Genomic DNA, 20,656 nt, shown 5'->3' with positions numbered 1-20,656 from the left:
ATAGCATATTCGCAGACCAGTTAGACTGCTCCTGCGTTGTTAGTGCCTAACAAAATTAGGAATAATAAAAGCATATAACAGGCTAACGTCGGTTTTTTTTAATCTCAATTTTTTAGAGAGTGATGCCATGTTATTCAAAAAAATCGCTATTGCTGCTGCAGTTGCTACTACTTTAGCTTTCGTTGGTTGTGCTAAAAAAACTGAAGAAGCTGCTGCTGACGCTAACCAAGCTGCATCTGAAGCTGTTGTAGCTGCTTCTGAAGCTGAAGCTGCTGCTGACGCTGCTGCTGTTGAAGCTGCTTCTGGCGCTGATGCTGCTGTAGACGCTGCTGCTGATGCTGCTGACACTGCTGCTGCTGCTGCTACTGACGCTGCTGATGCTGCTACTGACGCTGCTGACGCTGCTGTTGACGCTGCTGCTACTGAAGCTCAATAATCTTAGATTATTGACAAAAAGAGAGCCTTTTGGCTCTCTTTTTTATTGTCTGAATATTTCTTACAACATCTCATCATCACATACAAGGAACACGGTAATACCTGCCGTTAGAACCTCAGCCCTTACTTTTTTAGCGGCATAAAAAAGCAGATCAATCGATCTGCTCATTTCCAACACGTTGGCGGAACTTCTGTCCGGCACGGAAGGTTACCACCCGGCGTGCAGAAATCGGAATTTCTTCACCCGTCTTCGGATTTCGGCCTGGACGTTGACGTTTATCACGCAACTCGAAGTTACCAAAACCTGAAAGTTTCACCTGCTCCCCAGAGATTAGCGCCTGGCTAATCTCATCGAAGAATAACTCGACCATTTGTTTCGCTTCACGACGGTTTAAACTCGTGAGCTCACTTAAATGATCAGCCATTTCTGCTTTTGTTAATGCTGTCATGAAGCCCTCAATGTCGCTTGATAAGTGTTTTCTAACACTTTTAGGATATTGTCCATACCTGATTTAATTTCAGCATCTTCAAGCGTACGTGTCGGATGTTGCCATAACAGTGCAAATGCCAATGAGCGTTTACCCGCTTCAACACCTTGACCAGTGTACACATCGAATAACCAGGTTGAATGCAGAAGCTCGCCGCCCGTTTGTTCGATAAGTTGCTGAATTTCGCTAACATTAATCTTATCACTAATTAAAAGCGCAATATCACGTCTTACCGACGGAAAACGTGATAATTCTGTAAAATTAGATACATAAGTTTGCAAAACAGCCTGCTGATCCAGTTCCGCCACCCAAGTGGTGCCCAAATCCAGTTCATTTTCCAGAGATGGATGCAGACGACCTAAATAACCAATTGACTGGCCATTGACCAGAATCTCTGCAGATTGGCCTGGATGCAACCAGCTACGCTCTGAACGTACGTATTCGACCTGTACACGACCTGCCGCCAGCAACTCTTCAACTTCACCTTTCAGGTCAAAGAAGTCCATAGCTTGTGGCTTGCCATGCCATGATTCTGCTGTTTTAGCGCCCACAGCAATCATTGCCAGGGTTGGAATCTGTTTCAGGTCATGAATTGAAGCTGCATTCTGATAATCAAAACGTAAACCCAGTTCAAAGAAACGCACACGGCTTTGCTGACGGTTAATATTGTACTGTACGCAAGGAATCAGGCTCGACAGCAAGGTTGAACGCATCACCGCCAGATCGCTTGAAATCGGGTTCGCCAATGCCAGTGGGTTGACCGCTGCATTTAGCTGTTTTTCCAGTTTCAGGTCAGCAAAGCTAAAGCTGATTGCTTCCTGATAGCCCAAAGTCACTAGGGTTTGACGCAGCTGTGCCACTTCAAACTGATCCTGATACTTCGCCAGTTTGGTGTCAATCACCGGCAGGCTGATTTGAATATTGTCATAACCGTGAATACGCGCGACTTCTTCAATCAGGTCCTGGTAAATGGCCATGTCATAACGATGCGATGGCGGTACCACAGACCATTGACCTTGCGCTTTTACCGTCACTTCACAACCCAAGCGTGTTAAAGCATCGGTAATAAAGTCTGAATCTACGCTATAACCCAGCAGCTGATCGACCTGTGCCTGTTTCAGTTCAATCGCGTCACGTGTTGGCAATACTGCTACATTTTCCGCCACCGTAATTGGGCCAAACTCACCACCTGCAAGCTCAGAAATTAACTGAGAGGCACGGTGCATGGCGATCAATGGCAGTTCAAAATCCACACCACGCTCATAACGCTGAGAGGCATCGGTATGCAGGCCAAAACGGCGCGCACGACCGGCAATATGCAGCGGTGCAAAGAAAGCAGATTCCAGGAAGATTTCAGTGGTTTCATCGGTAACCGATGAAGACAGACCACCCATGATGCCCGCAATCGCCAGTGCTTTTTCATCATCAGCAATCACCATGACATCGTCTTGCAGTTCTACTTCTTGTTCATTCAATAGAACAAGTTTTTCGCCCGCAGTCGCCTGACGCACCTGCACAGCACCTTGCACTTTTGCAGCATCAAAGGCATGGAGTGGTTGACCCAGTTCCATCAAGACATAGTTGGTAATATCAACCAGAATGCTGTGCTGACGGATACCCGAACGTGCCAATGCGCGCTCCATCCATTCAGGCGTCGCGGCTTTGGTGTTCACGTTCTTGATCACACGACCTAAATAACGTGGACAGCCTTCAGTCGATACAACCACTTTCTTTTCATCAGCAATGCTTGCAGCCACTTCTTGAATGTCAGGCGCAGTCACAGGCAGTTGGTTAATCACCCCAATTTCACGTGCGATCCCACGAATGCTGAAACAGTCACCACGGTTTGGGGTGATGCTGATGTCAATCACGTTGTCATCCAGGTCCAGATATTCACGAACGTTCACACCCACAGGTCCATCCGCAGGTAGCTCTAACAGACCGTCGATTTTGTCTTCTAAGTCAATTTCAGATGCACCGCAGAGCATGCCTTGTGATTCCACACCACGCAGCTTGCCTTTCTTGATTTTAAAATCGCCTGGTAATACCGCACCAATGGTTGCCACAGGTGCTTTCATACCTGCTCGTACGTTTGGCGCACCGCAGACAATTTGTAAAGGCTCACCGGAACCAATGTTCACCGTCGTTACACGTAAACGGTCTGCATCTGGATGTTGTTCAACCGTCAGCACTTCACCAACCACAACACCTGTAAATGGTTTTGCAGCTGGAGATAAATCATCAACTTCCAGACCCAGCATGGTCAGTTGATCGGAGAGTTTTTCGCTGTCGATGGCTGGGTTGACCCACGTGCGTAGCCAATTTTCGCTAATTTTCATTAATATAAAACCTGTAATTCAAATCTCTAAAATCCCCCTCTAACTCCCCCTTTAAAAAAGGGGGAGAACCCTATGTCACCGATGGACAACCCCTCTCCTTTTAGGAGAGGTCAGGAAGAGGTATAAATTTGTTTTAAGCAAACTGGCGTAAGAAACGCACATCATTCTGATAGAACATACGCAGGTCGTTAATGCCATAACGTAACATTGCAAAACGCTCTACGCCCAGACCAAAGGCAAAGCCTTTATATTTGTCCGGATCAATACCTGCCGCGCGTAATACATTTGGATGCACCATACCGCAGCCCAGCACTTCTAACCATTTACCGCGCTCATCCATAATATCCACTTCAGCACTTGGCTCGGTGAACGGGAAATACGACGGACGGAAACGGACTTTCAAATCTTTTTCAAAGAATTCGTTCAGCAAGTTCACCAGTAAACCTTTCAGTTCAGCAAAGCTGGTGTTTTCCGCCACGTACAAACCTTCAATTTGGTGGAACATTGGTGAATGCGTCTGGTCGGAGTCACAGCGATAAACACGGCCCGGGCAGACAATACGGATTGGCGGCTGCTGGGTTTCCATAGTCCGAATCTGTACACCAGAGGTATGGGTACGCAGCAAATGAGTCGCATCAAAATAGAACGTGTCGTGCATGGCACGGGCCGGGTGATGGCCTGGAATATTCAGCGCTTCAAAGTTGTGATAATCATCTTCAACTTCTGGGCCAGTAGCCACAGTAAAGCCAGCTTTGGTAAAGAACTGGCAAATACGCTCTTGCACCTGAGTTACCGGGTGAATGGAGCCAATGGTCTGACCACGGCCTGGTAAAGTAATATCCACCGTTTCGCTGGCAAGTTTTTGTTCTAATGCCGCTTGCTGTAATGCTGCCTGACGCTCGGTTAATGCAGTATTAATGGCTTCACGCACCGCATGGATTTGCGCACCAAACGCTTTACGCTGTTCAGGATCCATTTTACCAAGTGACTTAGATTGTTCCGCGAGCTGGCTTTTCTTCCCCGTAAATTGCACCCGTACTTGATCGAGTGTAGCAAGGTCGTCTGCTGCTGCAATGGCAGCGAGCGCTTCAGTGGTCAGGGCTTCCAGTGACATAGTAACTCTCAAAGCAACAAATTTTGAATATAATTAAAAAACCCCACATTCTAACAGTTTTTGGACAGTAGAATGAAGTTGCATTGCAGGAAAATTAGATTGGCATCGCAATTTGGAAAAAGTATAAGATAATCAAAATATCAATGAGATCAAACACTATGGCGCTCGATCAAATTTGGAAACAGCAACTGACCCTGGTCACCTATGGCAATGAATATCTGAGCCAGGATTTGAGTTTCAGTCGCTGGCGTGCGCATCCCATTTTTAATCAGCACATGTTCTGGTTTCGTGATTTAAATTCCCAGCATCTGCTGGCCCAGCATTTTGAAATCTGGCTGGAAGGCTTAAAACGCCAGGGTACAACCCGACTGAGTCTGCACAATGCCAGTCTGCTGGTCGATGAAAAAAATCCCAACGCCAATGTCGAGCTGCTGCCCTACCCGCATCTTATTGTCAGCCATGAAGCACATAAAAAATTTGCCTGGATTTGTGGCAAGGAATTGCCGGAATGGTATAACGCCGACAATGATTATGAATTTCCACCGGCACAGCGGATTGAACTGCGCCAGGAAACGTTCTGGCGTTATGAACTCAATAGTAAGCTGGCCAAAAAGGTAGAGGCCGATCTAGAACCCGCTCACTGGGATGAAATTCATCTGTTTACCGAGCAGGAGCTGTTTTCCCATACACTGGCGGCCGACTTTCAGCCACCTGAACAGCAGAATTTACCCTATTACGGCATTCCGCTTACGGCAGATACACCTGATCCGCATCAGCTGTCTTTATTACCGACTCACTATCAGGCCGATTATGCACATCGCATGCTGTACCGTTTAGAAGCGCTAAAAGATGATATTCAACAGAAAATCCAGCATCCCTATAATGCAGATAATGAAGTGCTGAGTCCGGAAGAGCAGCTTGACCTGCGCCATTTTGCCCAGAAGCTGGATGATTTAAGCGCCAAATTTATTGTCAAGGTGGCCAACCATTACCAAAGCGCCCAGCTGACGCCTGTCGCACAGCCGAATCCGCTGGAACCGTTCGCATCTGACAACAAGGCTACCCATGCGCAAGCAGCGCATTCAGCCAAAGCCCCGTCTCATCATAAAGTTGGTGCGACTGGAGTCATCAAGCTGATTCTTATTACTGTGGTAATTTGTTTATTGGCCTATTATTTCGGACTTTAAACGCGATTCAGAAACCGTTCAACTTCAGTCGCTGAAGTCAGCCGAATCCAGTGCAGATGGGCATATTCGGGAGATTGTATCAGCTGCAGATAATGCCGGCGATTTTTCTGATGGGTTTTAATCATCCACCAGACAATCGAATCGCGGCTAAACAGCTGTCTGATCGTTTCCCGATTATTGGAATTAGGCCAGAAGGTTTGCTGTGAAACCGCGCGCTGCACGGCGCGTTGTACAGAACGCAGTAAATTGGTATGAAACGGTAAATCCAGCCAGATAATGGTATCGACCTGTGCCCATTTAATGGGAATGGTGCGGGTATAGTTACCATCAATCACATAGCCATTGGGTGCCTGCTCAATGGCGGCCTGAATTTTGGCAAAAAAATCTGTATCAGCACTTTGCTGCCAGTCATCTAACCAGAACAGATTATCCAGCTCGATATAGGCCAGTCCCAGCTTTTCTGCCAGCGCCCGGGCAAAGGTCGACTTGCCTGTAGCCGAAGTACCAACCACATTAATTCGCTGCATACAATTTCCCTGTTTCATCATCCAGATCCTGATTCTGCGCAATAAAAAAGACCGCATAAAGCGGTCTTCTTTTAAGTCACGAGGACTTAGGCAGCCAATGCACCTTTCGCTTTTTCAGCTAAAGCAGCAAATGCAACTGCGTCATGCATAGCGATGTCAGCAAGTACGCGACGGTCGATGATCACTTGAGCTTTCTTCAAACCAGCAATCATACGGCTATAAGACAAGCCGTTTTGACGAGCACCAGCATTGATACGCGCAATCCATAGAGCACGGAATTGACGTTTCTTCTGACGACGGTCACGGTAAGCGTATTGACCTGCTTTGATTACCGCTTGGAACGCTACGCGATATACGCGTGAACGAGCACCATAGTAACCTTTAGCACGAGCAAGAATTTTTTTATGACGGCGATGAGCCTGTACACCACGTTTTACACGAGCCATTTATAAATCTCCTTAGATGTATGGGCACATACGACGAACTGAAGCAACGTCACTCACGTGAACCATTACACAGCCGCGCAATTGACGGATACGTTTAGCAGATTTTTTGGTCAAAATGTGGCGTTTGAACGCTTGTTTACGCTTGAAACCGTTAGCAGTCGCTTTGAAACGTTTAGCTGCACCACGGCGAGTTTTTAACTTAGCCATAACAACCTCTTTTAAGTACCTGTTCGGCTCATTTGCACCATTACAAACGACCTGCAGGTAAGGGAGCACGTATTCTAAAGCATCTTTGCCTAAAACAAAAGCAGATATTGCAAAAGTTGCTCGCCTTCTATCGGCAGATGAGGTCTTTGAGATTAGCAGGATCTCTCCTTTTTATTGAACAGCCAAAACATACAGATGGAACCTCTTATTTTTATAGCGGAAGACTTGTACTGAAGCCCGATTCAGGAAATACTGCGCAGCGTTCCTTCTTTTGCCCAACAACAAGCTAATCCTCATGAAAAAAACCATTTGCCTGAGTCTGTGTCTGGCACTGCCGCTTAGTGCCACGCTTGCCATTGCTGCCCCTGCCGAACAACTGCAAGTACAAAAAACCTCGGCGTTGGCTGCCCATCTGACCACGCGTATTCAATGGACCGAGTTTCCGCAGCTGCGTTATAGCAATGCCGATTTAAAGCAGCAAAACCGCGCGGCCATTTTACGGATTCATGCCGATGAATCGGGGCAAATCAACAAAGTCACGGTACAGGAAAGTACCGGGCTAAAATCTTTAGATCAGCTGATTAGCCAGGCAGTGAAACAAGCCAAAATCAAACCACATCTGGTCGATGATACCCCGGTTCCAGTGATTGGTTATCAGGTCTTTCATCTGGATTTAAAAGATACTGCTCAGGACTGCCACTACAGCTTTGACTCGACTGTCTGGCAAGCGCAGCAAGCCGGCGCAAAAAGCGCGTTTCAATATCGCAGCCAGCCTCAACTGAACGTCACCGAAGATGAGTTAAATGGTCATGCCCGCCGGATTCAGTTCAAAATGAAAGCCGATAAATACGGCAACATCCACAAGGTTAAAATTCAGCAAGGCTCCGGCCGTTATGCGCTGGACCAGAAACTGATTCAGGCGCTGCAAGGTGCACAGGTCGATGTACCACGCAAATTCTGGATCTATAAAAAATCCAGCCTGAAAGATGAAGTCCGTTTTCAGCCAGCAGAATGTGAGGGCTAAACTAGAACATGGCATAAGCCAGATAAATAAACAGATAACGCCCGATTTTGGCTACACTCACCATCAGCAGAAATCGGGCGAAGTTTTCTTTCATTAAACCGGCAATTAGGGTGATTGGATCACCAATCACCGGCACCCAGCTCAGCAGTAAGGACCAGAAGCCATATTTCCGATAAATCTGCTGTGCCTGCTGCAGCTTGGGTTCAGACACCGGAAACCAGCGCTTGTCTTTATACCGCTCGATCTTGAGTCCTAACCACCAGTTCACACAGCTGCCCAGAATATTGCCCAGACTGGCGATGGCTATTAAAGCCATCACCGAATGTTGCTCTTGAATGAGCAGGCCCAGTAATACCGCTTCAGATTGCAACGGCAATAAGGTAGCCGCCCCAAAGGCCGACAGAAATAACAGCAGATAAGCCATAACAGATGCAGTTAACAGGTTCTGCCCATCTTAACTGAAATCACAAAAAAAGCACCCGAAGATGCTTTAGGTGATTTTATGATGATTATTTAAACCTGAATCGCCAGGGCGCGTTGTACTGCCGGACGGGCGGTTAAACGCTCAATATAATCCTGCACATGCGGATAATCTTCTAGCGGAATCTGCTGCCATTCATGGCGTAACAACCACGGTAAAATCGCCATATCGGCAATTGAATATTCACCGGCTACATATTTCTGCCCGATCAGCTGCTTGTTTAACACGCCATACAGACGTTTGCTTTCATTGACATAACGCTCGGTGGCATAGGCTATACGCTCGGGTGCAAAGCGGCTAAAGTGATGGTTCTGCCCCAGCATCGGGCCTAAGCCACCCATTTGCCACATCAGCCACTGCTCCACCTCTACCCGCTCGAGCTCATCTACCGGATAGAACATACCGGTTTTACGGCCCAGATATTGCAAGATTGCCCCCGATTCAAAAATCGAAATCGGCTGGCCATTCGGTCCATTCTGATCGACGATAGCTGGAATTTTATTGTTGGGAGAAATGCGCAGAAAATCTGGCTGGAACTGGTCGTTTTCAAGGATGTTAATCGGGAAAATCTGGTATGGCAGCGCCATTTCTTCTAAGGCAATCGTAATTTTATGACCATTGGGCGTGCCCCAATAATAAAGATCAATCATGTGTATATCCTTGCGCTCTTGTCGTTGTCATGTGTTATTGCTCTGCCGTTAAAGATACGAGATAAGCCTGTGCAGGGCAACTGTTGTCACACAAAAATTAAACACCAGAGATGACCCGCAGCTGTTCGAAAGTCACCGGGCTTTTATCATGCAAAATATGCTGAGCTGCTCAACATACCGAACGATCATTATGTCAAAATATTAGTGACCTCATAAACTGTAGTCACAAAAAAAGCACTGCTGGGCAGTGCTTTTTTGATTCGGAGATGCTTACTTTTTCTTTTTCGGACCAAGCAGCATACCCATTTGACGACCTTCCATTTTTGGCGCCTGTTCAACTACACCATATTCAACTACGTCAGCTTCAACTTTTTGTAATTGAGCCAAACCTAACTGTTGGTGAGCCATTTCACGACCACGGAAGCGTAAAGTGATTTTTACCTTGTTTCCTTCTTCAAGGAATTTGATAATTGCACGCAGTTTTACGTTGTAGTCACCTACATCGGTTGCTGGGCGCAATTTAATTTCTTTTACCTGCACTTGATGCTGCTTTTTCTTGGCATCTTTTTGCTTTTGCTTCAGGTCAAACAAGTGCTTGTTGTAATCCATGATTTTACAAACAGGCGGCTCTGCATTTGCCACAATCTCAACGAGGTCAAGATCTGCATCCTCTGCAGCACGCAATGCTTCCGCTAAAGAAACAATTCCTTTTTGTTCACCATCCGCTGCAACGAGGCGTACTTCTTTTGCACGGATCTCGTCATTAATTGCAGGGCGGTTACTCTTAGCACCTTGTTGTTGGTTACGGTCAGGCTGTTTAATCTTTCTTACTCCACAATGTACCGGCCGCGTTCGGCAACGGCTGCTTTTACTAGGTCAACGAAAGCATCAATTGACATAGTACCCAAATTTTTTCCTGAGCGGGTACGCACGTTCACTGTACCTTCCTCTACTTCACGGTCGCCAAGAACCAGCAAGTAAGGAATACGCTCTAAAGTACGTTCACGAATCTTAAAGCCGATTTTCTCATTTCTCAAGTCAGAAATCGCACGAATACCGTTTTCTTTCAGTTTCTCGACGACTGACCCACAGGCTTCAGCTTGCGCGTCGGTAATATTCATTACACAGGCTTGTGTTGGCGATAACCAAGGTGGCATAAAGCCTGCATAATGCTCAATAAGTATACCAATAAAACGCTCAAAACTTCCAAGAATCGCACGGTGTAACATTACCGGCTGATCACGGTCGTTATCTTCCGTCACATAAGAAGCATCTAAACGTTCTGGCAAGTTAAAGTCACACTGAATGGTACCGCACTGCCATACACGGCCTAAGCAGTCTTTCAATGAGAATTCAATTTTCGGACCATAGAATGCGCCTTCACCCGGCTGTAGTTCCCAGGCCAGACCCGCTGCATCCAAAGCATCGGCCAGTGATTTTTCTGCCAGATCCCACAGTGCATCATCACCCACACGTTTTTCAGGACGAGTCGATAACTTCATTTGCACATCTTCAAAGCCAAAGTCTTTGTAGACATCTAAGGTTAACTGAATAAAGTCAGCAACCTCTTGGCCAATCTGCTCTTTGGTACAGAAAATATGCGCGTCATCTTGCGTGAAACCACGTACCCGCATAATACCGTGCAATGAACCCGATGGCTCGTTACGGTGACATGAACCAAATTCTGCCAGACGGATTGGTAAATCACGATACGACTTTAGGCCCTGGTTAAACACCTGCACGTGACATGGGCAGTTCATTGGCTTCACTGCGTAGTTACGGTTTTCAGAATGCGTGGTAAACATGTTTTCCGCATAGTTCGCGGCATGACCCGATTTTTCCCATAAGGTGAAATCGACCACCTGCGGAGTACGGATTTCCTGATAACCGTTGTCCTGCTGCACTTTACGCATGTACTGTTCCAGCACCTGGTAAATGGTCCAGCCATTTGGATGCCAGAACACCATACCCGGCGCTTCTTCCTGCATATGGAACAGGTCTAAGGCTTTACCAATTTTACGGTGGTCACGCTTTTCTGCTTCTTCAATACGTTTGATGTAGGCAGCCAGCTGTTTTTTGTCAGCCCAAGCGGTACCGTAAATCCGTTGCAGCTGCTCGTTCTTGGCATCACCGCGCCAGTAAGCACCCGAGATTTTGGTCAGCTTGAATGATTTTAAGAATTTGGTATTTGGTACGTGCGGACCACGGCACATATCCAGATAGTCCTGATGGTAGTACAAGCCCATTTGAGTTTCTTCAGGCATGTCTGCAATCAGGCGCAGTTTGTATTCTTCGCCACGCGCAGTGAATTCAGCAATAACTTCATCACGCGGGGTCATTTTTTTCACAACATCGTAGTCCTGGTCGATGAGCTTTTTCATACGCTCTTCGATGGCCGCCATGTCATCTAAAGTAAATGGACGTGGCATCCAGATGTCATAGTAGAAACCTTCTTCAATGACCGGACCAATCACCATTTTTGCTTCAGGGAACAATTGTTTTACCGCATGGCCCACCAGGTGCGCACAAGAGTGACGAATAATTTCGACCCCTTCTTCGTCTTTCGGTGTGATGATTTGTAAGGTGGCATCTTCGGTAATTAAATCGCAGGCATCGACTAAACGATCGTTCACACGACCTGCCACAGTATTTTTGGCAAGACCCGGGCCGATGCTTTGTGCAACTTCCATCACAGATACGGCTTGATCAAATTGTTTTTGATCACCATTCGGCAAAGTGATAATTGGCATAGAAAATCCTTAAGGAGTGATGCCCCGTACCATGGAGCATGTCACCGCGAGATTATGATCGAGGAGAACCTCAAAAGATAAAAAACGGTGGTAAATAAAAAATCGACTAGAATTTTACACGTCTTGGCGCGGTGATTAAACCTTTTCTCCGAGAAAATTCGAATTAAGCCTCGTGTTTATGCTTAATTTTTTCCGATTTAAAAAAATGTGCTGCATGGGCCAATTTTATTTCCGGATTTACCGGTCAAACGGATGATGTGGCTTTTTATATGCTGATCTGGCCAATCTATCTGCAACTGCCATCATCAGCTACACCCAGATAAAAAAGAAATATCTCCATACAATTTTACCGGATCAAAAAAGGTTTATATTTCAGGTGATAGCGTGCCTATTCAGCAGCAATACCGCTCACTCGACTAAAGAATAACTGCAAGCCTGCACTGAAATGAATATCTTTAAACCAGAGAAACAATAAATATGATTAGGGAGTAATAATAATGGTTAGCGCATATGATCAATTGCCGCGTACCCCTGCCAATTTCGTGGCCTTGTCTCCACTGAGATACCTTGAGCGCGCTGCTTATATCTACCCGCATCAGGACGCCATTATTCACGGTAAACGCCGCATTACCTGGCGAGAAAAATATCAACGCTGCCGCCAGTTTGCCCATCAGCTACAACAGCTGGGGGTCGGCAAGAATGATACCGTGTCCACCCTACTCCCGAACGTACCAGCCATGCTGGAAGCACATTTCGCCGTACCAATGGCAGGCGCCGTCCTTAATACCCTCAACACCCGGCTCGATGCCAAAAGTCTGGCCTTTATGCTGGAACATGCCGAATCCAAAGTGTTACTGGTTGATCCGGAATTTTCTGCCGTGGCCAAAGAAGCGCTGGCGTTGGTGCCACAAGAGATTTTTGTGATTGATGTTGAAGATGAGCTGTATGAGCAGTGCTTTACTGCCCCGATTGGCCAGATTGAATATGAAGACTGGCTGGCTGAAGGCGATGCCAATTTTGAATGGTCACTTCCACAAGATGAATGGGATGCGATTAGCCTGAACTATACCTCTGGCACCACTGGCAACCCGAAAGGCGTGGTCTATCATCATCGTGGGGCTTATATCAATGCCGCCAGTAATATTATTGCCTGCGGTATGACCCCACGTGCCACCTATTTATGGACCTTGCCACTGTTCCACTGCAACGGCTGGTGTTTTGCTTGGACCATGGCAGCCAATGGCGGTACCAATATCTGCCTGCGTAAAGTCGATCCTGAGCTGATTTTTAAACTGATTGCTGAACATAAAGTTGATTACTTCTGCGGCGCACCGATTGTACTGTCGATGCTGATTAATGCCCCGGAACAGCAACAGATCAAAATTGAGCATCGCGTAGAAGTGATGGTGGCCGGTGCTGCACCACCTGCGGCAATTATTGAAGGGATGCGTAATCTCGGCATTAACGTGACCCATGTTTATGGCTTAACGGAAACCTATGGCCCATCAGCGCTCTGCGCATCACAAGCTGGCTGGTCCGAGCTGACCATTCAGGAACAGGCGCAATTACATTCACGCCAAGGTGTGCCGTATCCGCTGCAAGATGGCATGAAAGTCCTCGACCCGGAGACCATGCAACCGGTACCGAACGATGGCGAAACCATGGGCGAAATTATGTTCCGTGGCAATATCGTGATGAAAGGCTATTTAAAAAATCCGGAAGCGACGGCCGAAGCCTTTGCCGGCGGCTGGTTCCATACCGGCGACCTGGCCGTTTGCCAGCCGGACGGCTATGCCAAAATTACCGACCGCTCCAAGGATGTGATTATTTCCGGCGGTGAAAATATTTCCTCGCTGGAAGTTGAAGAGGTGTTGTATCAGCACCCTGCGGTCCTCACCGCGGCAGTGGTGGCCAAACCGGATCCGCGCTGGCAGGAAGTCCCGTGCGCCTTTATTGAAATTAAAGAAGGTAAAACCGTGACCGAAGATGAAATCATTGCCTTCTGCCAGCAGCATCTGGCGCGCTTTAAAGTGCCAAAAGAAGTGGTGATTACCGAGATTCCTAAAACCTCGACCGGCAAATTACAGAAGTTTGTATTACGTGAATGGGCCAAAGAACGCGCTGTCGGCGAGTTCGGTTAAAGCCAGCCGAGATGTTGATGCGGGTCACAGTGCCCGTTTTCACATCAGTCACCCAAGAATGAACCGCAATAAAAAACGACTCCATCGAGTCGTTTTTTATGGCTTCAGACCAGATGAAGTCTGATCCGCTTAATTGTCAGATAATAGCGCCACTTGCTGCACATAGTTAAACAATTTTAACTTGGACGCTTCCAGTTCTGCTTCCGGCATTTCCACTTTCAAATCACGGTGAATGCGCAACACATGCTGACGCAGGGTATGTCGTTCTGCCGCATTATAGGTTTTGCAGAAATCATTAATTACCGGATCGCCATCTTTAATAATCCGCTCGACCCAGCGTTGCAGCTGCGCGGTTTTCTTGGCACCCTGCTGCGGGGTTAAATAAGACAGAATTACCGATTCATCTTCATTGCGCAGCAGTTTCCCAATCCGCTGGAACTGACGGCGACGCGCCTCATGCGAACTGATATTCTGCACTTCAATGAGTGCATCAATTAAACGCTCATCTACAGGAAGCTTTTGAATTTGCTTCGGGTTCAGTTGAGCCAACTGCTCGCCCAAAGCCGCCATACGCTGTACGGCTTTTTTCTGTTCAGTTTTACTTGCACGTCCTTCTAAAGATTCGAAATCATCTTCGGTAAAACGGTGCGGTCGACGTGCCACGATTAATCTGCCTCGTAAAATTTTGCTGCAAAAAGTGCCTGAATTTCAGATAAAGCTTGTTCTTCATCTGCACCTTCAATCACTAAACGTAAAGTTGTGCCCTTACCTGCGCCGAGCATGAGCAGGGACATGATATTTTTTGCATCGACCAACTTGTCACCTTTGCCAATTTGAATGGACGAACGGAATTTCGTGGTGACTTCAATCAGTTTGCCTGATGCACGCGCATGTAAACCTAGTTTATTAATTACGTCAACAGTTGTGTCAATCATGACCAGTGCTTCATTTCCCGGTGTAAGACTTGAATAGACCATTGTGCCTCAAGTGCCTTTTTTAGTCATCCACCATATAAACAGATCGGTGCTGCCCACCGGTACAGCCAATAGAGATGGTCATATAATGACGATGCCCTTCTGCAAATGCAGGCAGCCATTTATTTAAAAACTGATAAATATCCTGGAACATTTCATTGGTCTGTTCATGCTGTTCCAGAAACTGTTGCACCGGCTCATCCAGCCCGGAATATTTGCGCAAAGACAGATCCCAATGTGGGTTCGGCAAATGCCGGATATCAAAGACATAGTCGGCATCCAGCGGAATACCATGCTTGTAGCCAAAAGATTGCAAAATCACAATCAGCTTATCGGTCTGGCCCAGCTTCGACAGCAAGGTGTGTTTTAAGTCATGCACACTCTTGTCGGTGGTATCAATGTGCACCGTGGAGCGCAGCTGAATCGGCATAAGCAGGACTTTTTCTTCCTGAATGCATTCATTCAAGCTTTTAAAACGGCTAGAGAGTGGATGCGGACGGCGTGATGCGCTAAAACGGGCAATCAATTCCTGATCTTGCGTGGTCAGATAAATAATATCGACTGAACCATGCTTTTGCAGTTGCTCAAATACCAAATCAAACTCTTGCAAGTCGGCACGGGTACTGCGTACATCTACCCCCAATGCCAACTGTTCCAAGTTATTTTCCTGATCCAGTTTATCCACAATTTCGGGAAGCAATGCCAAAGGTAAATTATCAATACAGTAATAACCCAAATCTTCCAACACTTGTAATGCCGAGGATTTTCCTGAACCTGATTGTCCGGTCACAATCAAAATACGCTTCATGACAAGGCTGTCCTTTCCATTGCTGAGCTATGCAGTCGGTTTGATCTGCATATTATCAATTAAGCGGGTGCTTCCCAATTTTGCCGCCACGAACAAAACAATCTCTTGATTAAATTCATCAATTTTTTGCAGTTCAGGTGTACGTGCCTCTACATAGTCCACAACAAAGCCGGCCTGCGTCAATGCTGCCTTAATATTCGCTAACACTTCTGACAGCTTTTCACCCTGTTGCAGTGCCTGTTCAGCATTTTTCAGGCTTTGATAAATTACTGGTGCCGTTTTACGTTCCTGTTCACTTAAATAACCGTTACGTGAACTGAGCGCCAGACCATCCTCTGCCCGGACAATTGGCACGCCAATCACTTCCAGCGGAATATTCAGGTCACGTACAAACTGACGGATCACCGCCAGCTGTTGATAATCTTTTTGGCCAAAGAAGGCATAGTTCGGCTGCACAATATTAAACAGCTTGGTCACCACCACCGCGACACCATCAAAATGTCCCGGACGCTGCAAACCACACAGGTCTTCGGTAATTTCAGACACACTGATGTTGGTTAAACGCGGGCTTTTGCCATACATTTGCTCGACAGAAGGTGCAAATACGATGTCACAACCGGCTTCTGCCAGCAATTGACTGTCTTGTTCCAAGGTCCGTGGATAGTTGTCAAAGTCTTCATTTGGACCAAACTGAATCGGGTTCACGAAGATGCTGACCACCACCACATCACATAATTGACGCGCTTCACGCACCAGGCTCAGATGGCCTTCATGCAAATTGCCCATGGTCGGGACAAAACCAATAATTTTACGCGCTGCACGTGCAGGATTTAATGAGGCTGCCAATCCCTGAATCGTGGTTTCTGTTTTCATGTTTTACAACTCAACTTGGAAAGTTTGTTCACGTGCCGGGAAAGAACCGTCTTGTACCGCAGCATGATAGGCTTTGAAGGCATCTACAATGGCTGTTTCACCAGACTGCTCTTTCATAAAGTTCCGTACAAATTTGGCAACGCGGCCAAACGTCAGACCCAGCATATCTTGCACCACCAGCACCTGACCATCGGTGTCTGCACCGGCACCAATCCCAATTACCGGAATATGCGGGAACAGGGCGCTAATTTCCTGACCAAGCTGCGCCGGTACACATTCCAGCAATAACAGCGCAGCACCGGCATCAACCACCGCCTGACAGTCGGCAATCAACTTGTCCGCCGCTTCACGGGTACGCGCCTGGAGTTTATAACCGCCAAAGACATGTACCGATTGCGGCGTCAGGCCCAAATGCACACACACTGGAATTCCGTTACGGGTCAGCACTTCTACGGTTTCAGCCAGCCAGGCACCACCTTCCATCTTGACCATTTGCGCACCGGCCTGCATCACGGTTTTCGAGCTTTGCAGTGCATCATTCAAGGTGGCATAACTCATAAATGGCAGATCGGTCATGATAAAGGCATGCTGATTGCCACGACGCACTGCTGCCGTATGATAGGCCATATCTTCAACGGTCACCGGCAAGGTAGAGTCACGGCCCTGAATCGACATCCCCAGCGAGTCGCCAATTAAAATACTATCAATTTCAGCAATTTCCATTGCCTTGGCCATACTCGCATCATAACAAGTCAGGCAGGAGAATTTGCGACCATCGGCTTTAAATTGTCTTAAGTCACTGAGACTAATCATGGAGATGTTCCTCTAGGAAAAGCATAGAACATGCTAAAAATCACTTTAAATATTTGCCCAGTGTTCATGGTCCAGCACATCCAGTGCGGGCTGTTGAATGAACGGCAAGTCTTTTAATAATTGCGTATGCACACGCAGTTCGGGGTCTAAATCCAGTAATGGAATCACCACGAAATCGCGTTCTAAAACGCCGACATGCGGCACAGTCAGACGTTCATGCTGAATCTGCTCCTGTCCATAGAGGAGTAAATCCAGATCGAGCGTGCGTTCACCCCAATGGCGTAAACGCACCCGTCCGGCTTCCTGCTCAAAACGCTGCAGCTGATCCAGCAATTCCAGCGCCGGTAAATCTGTACGCAGCTGTACCACCGCATTTAAATAATTCGGCTGGTCTTGTGGCCCCATCGGCGGACTTTGATACAGTTTAGAGGTTTTGACCTGACCCAACGTCGCCAGCTTGTGCACAGCTTCGGTCAGAATCTGGCGTGAATCGCCCAGGTTACTGCCCAGGCCAATATAAGTCACCCTACTCATTGTGTTGGCCCGAAAATAACCTGACTTAAATCCCGTTGTACCCGCTTGCGCTTCAGAATTGGATGGTCTGCACCAATCCCCGAGCCATTGCTTGATGATGTTAATGCAACCTGGGCACGGGCATCTTCCTGCTGTTTGGCTTTACGGGCACGGCGGCTGCGCGGCTCCGGCTCATTCACCAGCGGTTCAATTTCGGCGGTCTGCGCGGCATTCAGCTGCTGCTCCAGATGTTCTTCCTGTGCAGCTTTGCGACGGCTCTTGGCCCGCTGACGGTTGTACTGGCCAATGGCACGTTCTTTTTCATCGGTGCTCATGGTCTGGTACTGATCCCACCACGTACCCATCTCTTGAGTCTGGGCATCGCCAGATCTTTCACGCAGCAGCAAAAAGTCGAAACCGGCACGGAAACGCGCATGGTTGGACAAGGCAGCAATTTGCTGAGGTTTTGGATTCAGCAAACGGGTTTGCATTTCCCAGACTTCACGAATAAAGGTTTCAGCAAAACGCGGAATCACCGTGCGGGTGGCCTGACGTTTCAACACATCCAGCCCAGCTTGTGCACGTGCTTCTGCCGGAATTACCCCTTTGGACAGATAAAAATCACAGCGCTCTAAAAATGGCTTCCACAGCAGCACCGCATAGAAAAAGGCCGGGTTGATGGTTTTGCCAATCGCAATGCGCTGATCGGTATTTTTTGCAGCCAGTTCAATAAAGGGAGTGATGTCCGGCTTGATGTCGGCAAAAAGCTGACGCCAGATACCGAAGTCAATCAGCATCGGCAAGACGCGATTTAAATGCCCCATGGTGAACAGTTTTTGCGATTCATCATACAGACGGTGCGGAGAAACATCGCGCAGCAACTGGGTCATTTCCGGAGTAAAAATCTCCAGAATGGCCGGATCAATATTGAAATTCAGCTTGGCCGCAAAACGTAAGGTCCGCAGCATCCGCACCGGATCTTCTTCAAAACGGACGGTCGGATCCCCAAGCAGACGCAAGGTTTTGGATTTAATGTCATCAACTGCATGACAGAAATCCAGCACGATTCCTTTACGTGGCTGGTAATACAAAGCATTGATACTGAAGTCACGACGGGCAAAATCCTGCTCAATCGTGCCCCAGTTATTGTCTCTTAAAATCATGCCCGCAGCAGAGGTCACCGCTCTTTTCGGCGGTGCACGGAAGGTAGCAACTTCCACCAGTTCACGTCCAGAATAGACATGAGCCAGCTCAAAGCGGCGTCCGATAATGCGACAGCGGCGTCCGAACACCTCTTTGACCTGAGATGGCGTGGCATTGGTCACGGCATCAAAATCCTTCGGATTCAGGCCCAACATCAGGTCACGAACACCACCACCAACGATATAAGCTTCATAGCCAGCTTTGGTTAAAGCATCAATAACATCTAGAATGTAAGCAGGTAATTGCGTGGTTGATAAACCACATTTTGACGCGCGCAAAGTTTGCAAAAGACGCTGTCTCCTACGTCTGAACGTAAAATAGATTAGATGACGCTAATCATATCTCTAACACAATCAAAGGGCAATTTGATTATCTCAATACTCGGGCCCGGCTGATGCGGTGTTGGCCGATGATCAGACCCGATTAAATACCCAGCCGGTGCCGGTTTTTGGCCAATAATGCCGGTCCAATCCCTTTGACCAGCTGTAAATCTTCAATCCGTTTGAATTTTCCATGCCGATTGCGGTACTCAATAATGGCTTCCGCCTTCTTTTGTCCCACGCCAGATAATTGCTGTAATTGCGCGGCTGTTGCCATATTCAGATTAATTTTTTCACTGCTGCCTGCGCTAGCTGAACGGGGTTGGGAAGTCTTCGTAGAAGCCGACGGGCTTAAGCGGGCATCAATCGCCTCTTGTTCGGCCTTCCATTGCAGATAACGCGCATCATAATTTTCTGCCTGCGCATTTTGCAGCGCGAAAAAGCTACAAAACACGCAGAACATTAACGCCAGTTGAATTAGAGCTTGAGCGTGTTGAAATCTTATTCTTCTTGTCATGGTCACTCTGTCATTTTAATTGTTGTTTTGCCTGCTCCCACAGCTGATCCATTTCAGCCAACGACACCTGTTCTATATTTTTATGCTGCTGTTGTAACTGCTGTTCAATGAAAGCAAAGCGGGTTCTAAATTTATGTACGGTACTCAGCAAAGCCATTTCGCTGGACAGATTCAGTTTACGGCCAACATTAATTAAAGAGAATAAACAGTCACCCAGCTCATCCAGAATTTCGTCGGAATTTTGCCGATCCACCGCCTGTTTCAACTCCTGCAACTCTTCATCGACTTTTTGCATCGCACCAGTGACATCGGGAAAATCAAAGCCAATCTGCGCGACATTGTGCTGTAACTGCTGTGCCTGCTGAATGGCCGGGCCATGTTTGACCTCAGATAAGCGCGATGCAGGTTTGCCGGCTTTTTCCTGCTGTTTAATCTGCTGCCACAATGCACTGACATCTTCCGGGCTTAAGGCCGCAAACTGCTCGGGCTGAAATACATGCGGATGACGGCGAATCATTTTATCGGTAATGGCCTGCACCACATCCTGAAAGTCAAAAGCACCCTGCTCGCTATACATTTGCGACTGGAATACCACTTGCAGCAATAGATCACCCAGTTCTTCTTTGACGTCCTGAGCATGACCACTGCGCACGGCCGCTTCGACTTCATAGGCTTCTTCAATTGCATACCTGGTCAGCGATTCCGGGGTCTGCTTCTGGTCCCATGGGCATTGCTCACGAAGCTGTTTCATCACTGCCAATAACTGATCCATGCCGATTTCTACCTTCTTTAACCATCATCTACATAAAAATATTTGCTATGCTCTCAACAGAACAACACTTTGAA

Annotated in this window: 22 protein-coding genes and 1 pseudogene; 4 read left to right on the top strand and 19 right to left on the bottom strand. The window is 47.3% G+C overall.

Translation table 11 applies throughout. The features are described from left to right. Positions 1–127: 127 nt before the first annotated feature. Complete coding sequence (locus tag ACVLR6_RS02820; protein ID WP_160243519.1) at positions 128–436, top strand: hypothetical protein; 309 nt, start codon at positions 128–130, stop codon at positions 434–436. A 151-nt stretch (positions 437–587) separates the two neighbouring features. Here ACVLR6_RS02820 and ACVLR6_RS02815 read toward each other — a convergent pair whose 3' ends face one another. From ACVLR6_RS02815 to pheS, 3 genes are all read right to left on the bottom strand, one after another. Further along, on the bottom strand, positions 588–884 hold the full coding sequence (locus ACVLR6_RS02815) for an integration host factor subunit alpha (protein ID WP_004649746.1): 297 nt from the start codon (positions 882–884) through the stop codon (positions 588–590). Next, positions 881–3,262 (bottom strand): phenylalanine--tRNA ligase subunit beta, encoded by a 2,382-nt coding sequence (gene pheT, locus ACVLR6_RS02810; protein ID WP_455995798.1) that lies wholly within the window; start codon positions 3,260–3,262, stop codon positions 881–883. The genes ACVLR6_RS02815 and pheT overlap by 4 nt, the downstream gene beginning before the upstream one ends. A gap of 133 nt (positions 3,263–3,395) precedes the next feature. Then, positions 3,396–4,376 (bottom strand): phenylalanine--tRNA ligase subunit alpha, encoded by a 981-nt coding sequence (gene pheS / locus ACVLR6_RS02805; protein WP_016659518.1) that lies wholly within the window; start codon positions 4,374–4,376, stop codon positions 3,396–3,398. A gap of 158 nt (positions 4,377–4,534) precedes the next feature. Between pheS and ACVLR6_RS02800 the strand changes: the two genes are divergently transcribed. Then, a complete protein-coding gene (locus tag ACVLR6_RS02800) occupies positions 4,535–5,563 on the top strand; it encodes a hypothetical protein (RefSeq protein WP_160243521.1) in 1,029 nt (342 codons plus the stop codon). Here ACVLR6_RS02800 and ACVLR6_RS02795 read toward each other — a convergent pair. The 3 genes from ACVLR6_RS02795 to rpmI all read right to left on the bottom strand — a co-directional run bounded on the left by ACVLR6_RS02795 (position 5,560) and on the right by rpmI (position 6,743). Beyond that, positions 5,560–6,090, bottom strand: a complete 531-nt coding sequence (locus ACVLR6_RS02795; RefSeq protein WP_160243522.1) for an AAA family ATPase — start codon at positions 6,088–6,090, stop codon at positions 5,560–5,562. The two genes, ACVLR6_RS02800 and ACVLR6_RS02795, sit on opposite strands and share 4 nt — an antisense overlap. 86 nt (positions 6,091–6,176) lie before the next feature. Continuing rightward, the gene (rplT, locus tag ACVLR6_RS02790) at positions 6,177–6,536 is read right to left on the bottom strand and encodes a 50S ribosomal protein L20 (protein ID WP_005182440.1); all 360 of its coding nucleotides are present in this window, start codon (positions 6,534–6,536) and stop codon (positions 6,177–6,179) included. A 12-nt stretch (positions 6,537–6,548) separates the two neighbouring features. Continuing rightward, positions 6,549–6,743, bottom strand: a complete 195-nt coding sequence (gene rpmI, locus ACVLR6_RS02785; RefSeq protein WP_001096359.1) for a 50S ribosomal protein L35 — start codon at positions 6,741–6,743, stop codon at positions 6,549–6,551. A gap of 295 nt (positions 6,744–7,038) precedes the next feature. On the opposite strand from rpmI, the gene ACVLR6_RS02780 reads away from it, so the two are divergent. Next, the gene (locus tag ACVLR6_RS02780; RefSeq protein WP_160243523.1) at positions 7,039–7,767 is read left to right on the top strand and encodes an energy transducer TonB; all 729 of its coding nucleotides are present in this window, start codon (positions 7,039–7,041) and stop codon (positions 7,765–7,767) included. A gap of 1 nt (position 7,768) precedes the next feature. Here ACVLR6_RS02780 and ACVLR6_RS02775 read toward each other — a convergent pair whose 3' ends face one another. The 4 genes from ACVLR6_RS02775 to thrS form a co-directional block, all read right to left on the bottom strand. Continuing rightward, the gene (locus tag ACVLR6_RS02775; protein WP_160243524.1) at positions 7,769–8,191 is read right to left on the bottom strand and encodes a YqaA family protein; all 423 of its coding nucleotides are present in this window, start codon (positions 8,189–8,191) and stop codon (positions 7,769–7,771) included. Positions 8,192–8,280: 89 nt separating this feature from the next. Then, entirely contained in the window at positions 8,281–8,898 is a 618-nt protein-coding gene (locus tag ACVLR6_RS02770; protein ID WP_160243525.1) for a glutathione S-transferase N-terminal domain-containing protein, read from the bottom strand. Positions 8,899–9,168: 270 nt separating this feature from the next. Then, complete coding sequence (gene infC / locus ACVLR6_RS02765) at positions 9,169–9,720, bottom strand: translation initiation factor IF-3 (RefSeq protein WP_160241813.1); 552 nt, start codon at positions 9,718–9,720, stop codon at positions 9,169–9,171. A gap of 5 nt (positions 9,721–9,725) precedes the next feature. Then, the gene (thrS, locus tag ACVLR6_RS02760; protein ID WP_016659522.1) at positions 9,726–11,648 is read right to left on the bottom strand and encodes a threonine--tRNA ligase; all 1,923 of its coding nucleotides are present in this window, start codon (positions 11,646–11,648) and stop codon (positions 9,726–9,728) included. Positions 11,649–12,145: 497 nt separating this feature from the next. On the opposite strand from thrS, the gene ACVLR6_RS02755 reads away from it, so the two are divergent. After that, positions 12,146–13,789, top strand: a complete 1,644-nt coding sequence (locus ACVLR6_RS02755; RefSeq protein WP_127801702.1) for an acyl-CoA synthetase — start codon at positions 12,146–12,148, stop codon at positions 13,787–13,789. A gap of 129 nt (positions 13,790–13,918) precedes the next feature. On the opposite strand, the gene yjgA is transcribed toward ACVLR6_RS02755, so the two are convergent. The 9 genes and pseudogenes from yjgA to mazG form a co-directional block, all read right to left on the bottom strand. Continuing rightward, positions 13,919–14,452, bottom strand: coding sequence for a ribosome biogenesis factor YjgA (gene yjgA, locus ACVLR6_RS02750; RefSeq protein WP_005182421.1), 534 nt, complete (start codon positions 14,450–14,452; stop codon positions 13,919–13,921). Positions 14,453–14,454: 2 nt separating this feature from the next. Next, the gene (locus ACVLR6_RS02745; protein ID WP_034598158.1) at positions 14,455–14,724 is read right to left on the bottom strand and encodes an HPr family phosphocarrier protein; all 270 of its coding nucleotides are present in this window, start codon (positions 14,722–14,724) and stop codon (positions 14,455–14,457) included. After that, positions 14,721–15,571 (bottom strand): annotated as a pseudogene (gene rapZ, locus ACVLR6_RS02740) (RNase adapter RapZ). The gene ACVLR6_RS02745 and the pseudogene rapZ overlap by 4 nt, the downstream one beginning before the upstream one ends. Positions 15,572–15,598: 27 nt before the next feature. Next, complete coding sequence (panC, locus tag ACVLR6_RS02735; RefSeq protein WP_016659526.1) at positions 15,599–16,444, bottom strand: pantoate--beta-alanine ligase; 846 nt, start codon at positions 16,442–16,444, stop codon at positions 15,599–15,601. Between the two features lie 3 nt (positions 16,445–16,447). Further along, the gene (panB, locus tag ACVLR6_RS02730) at positions 16,448–17,257 is read right to left on the bottom strand and encodes a 3-methyl-2-oxobutanoate hydroxymethyltransferase (RefSeq protein WP_104484274.1); all 810 of its coding nucleotides are present in this window, start codon (positions 17,255–17,257) and stop codon (positions 16,448–16,450) included. A 45-nt stretch (positions 17,258–17,302) separates the two neighbouring features. Next, positions 17,303–17,791, bottom strand: a complete 489-nt coding sequence (gene folK / locus ACVLR6_RS02725; RefSeq protein WP_005182411.1) for a 2-amino-4-hydroxy-6-hydroxymethyldihydropteridine diphosphokinase — start codon at positions 17,789–17,791, stop codon at positions 17,303–17,305. Further along, positions 17,788–19,260, bottom strand: coding sequence for a polynucleotide adenylyltransferase PcnB (gene pcnB / locus ACVLR6_RS02720; RefSeq protein ID WP_163142787.1), 1,473 nt, complete (start codon positions 19,258–19,260; stop codon positions 17,788–17,790). Before pcnB ends, folK begins: the two co-directional genes overlap by 4 nt. A gap of 136 nt (positions 19,261–19,396) precedes the next feature. Then, positions 19,397–19,810 carry a ComEA family DNA-binding protein gene (locus ACVLR6_RS02715; protein WP_005182409.1) on the bottom strand — a complete coding sequence of 138 codons (414 nt, stop codon included), beginning with the start codon at positions 19,808–19,810 and terminating at the stop codon, positions 19,397–19,399. Positions 19,811–19,820: 10 nt separating this feature from the next. Beyond that, positions 19,821–20,582, bottom strand: coding sequence for a nucleoside triphosphate pyrophosphohydrolase (gene mazG, locus ACVLR6_RS02710; RefSeq protein WP_005182408.1), 762 nt, complete (start codon positions 20,580–20,582; stop codon positions 19,821–19,823). Between the last annotated feature and the right edge of the window lie 74 nt (positions 20,583–20,656).

The sequence above is a fragment of the Acinetobacter sp. T63 genome, assembly GCF_053852345.1.
Note: the sequence above shows the minus strand (reverse complement) of the source record. Positions and strands in the feature narration are given on the sequence as shown.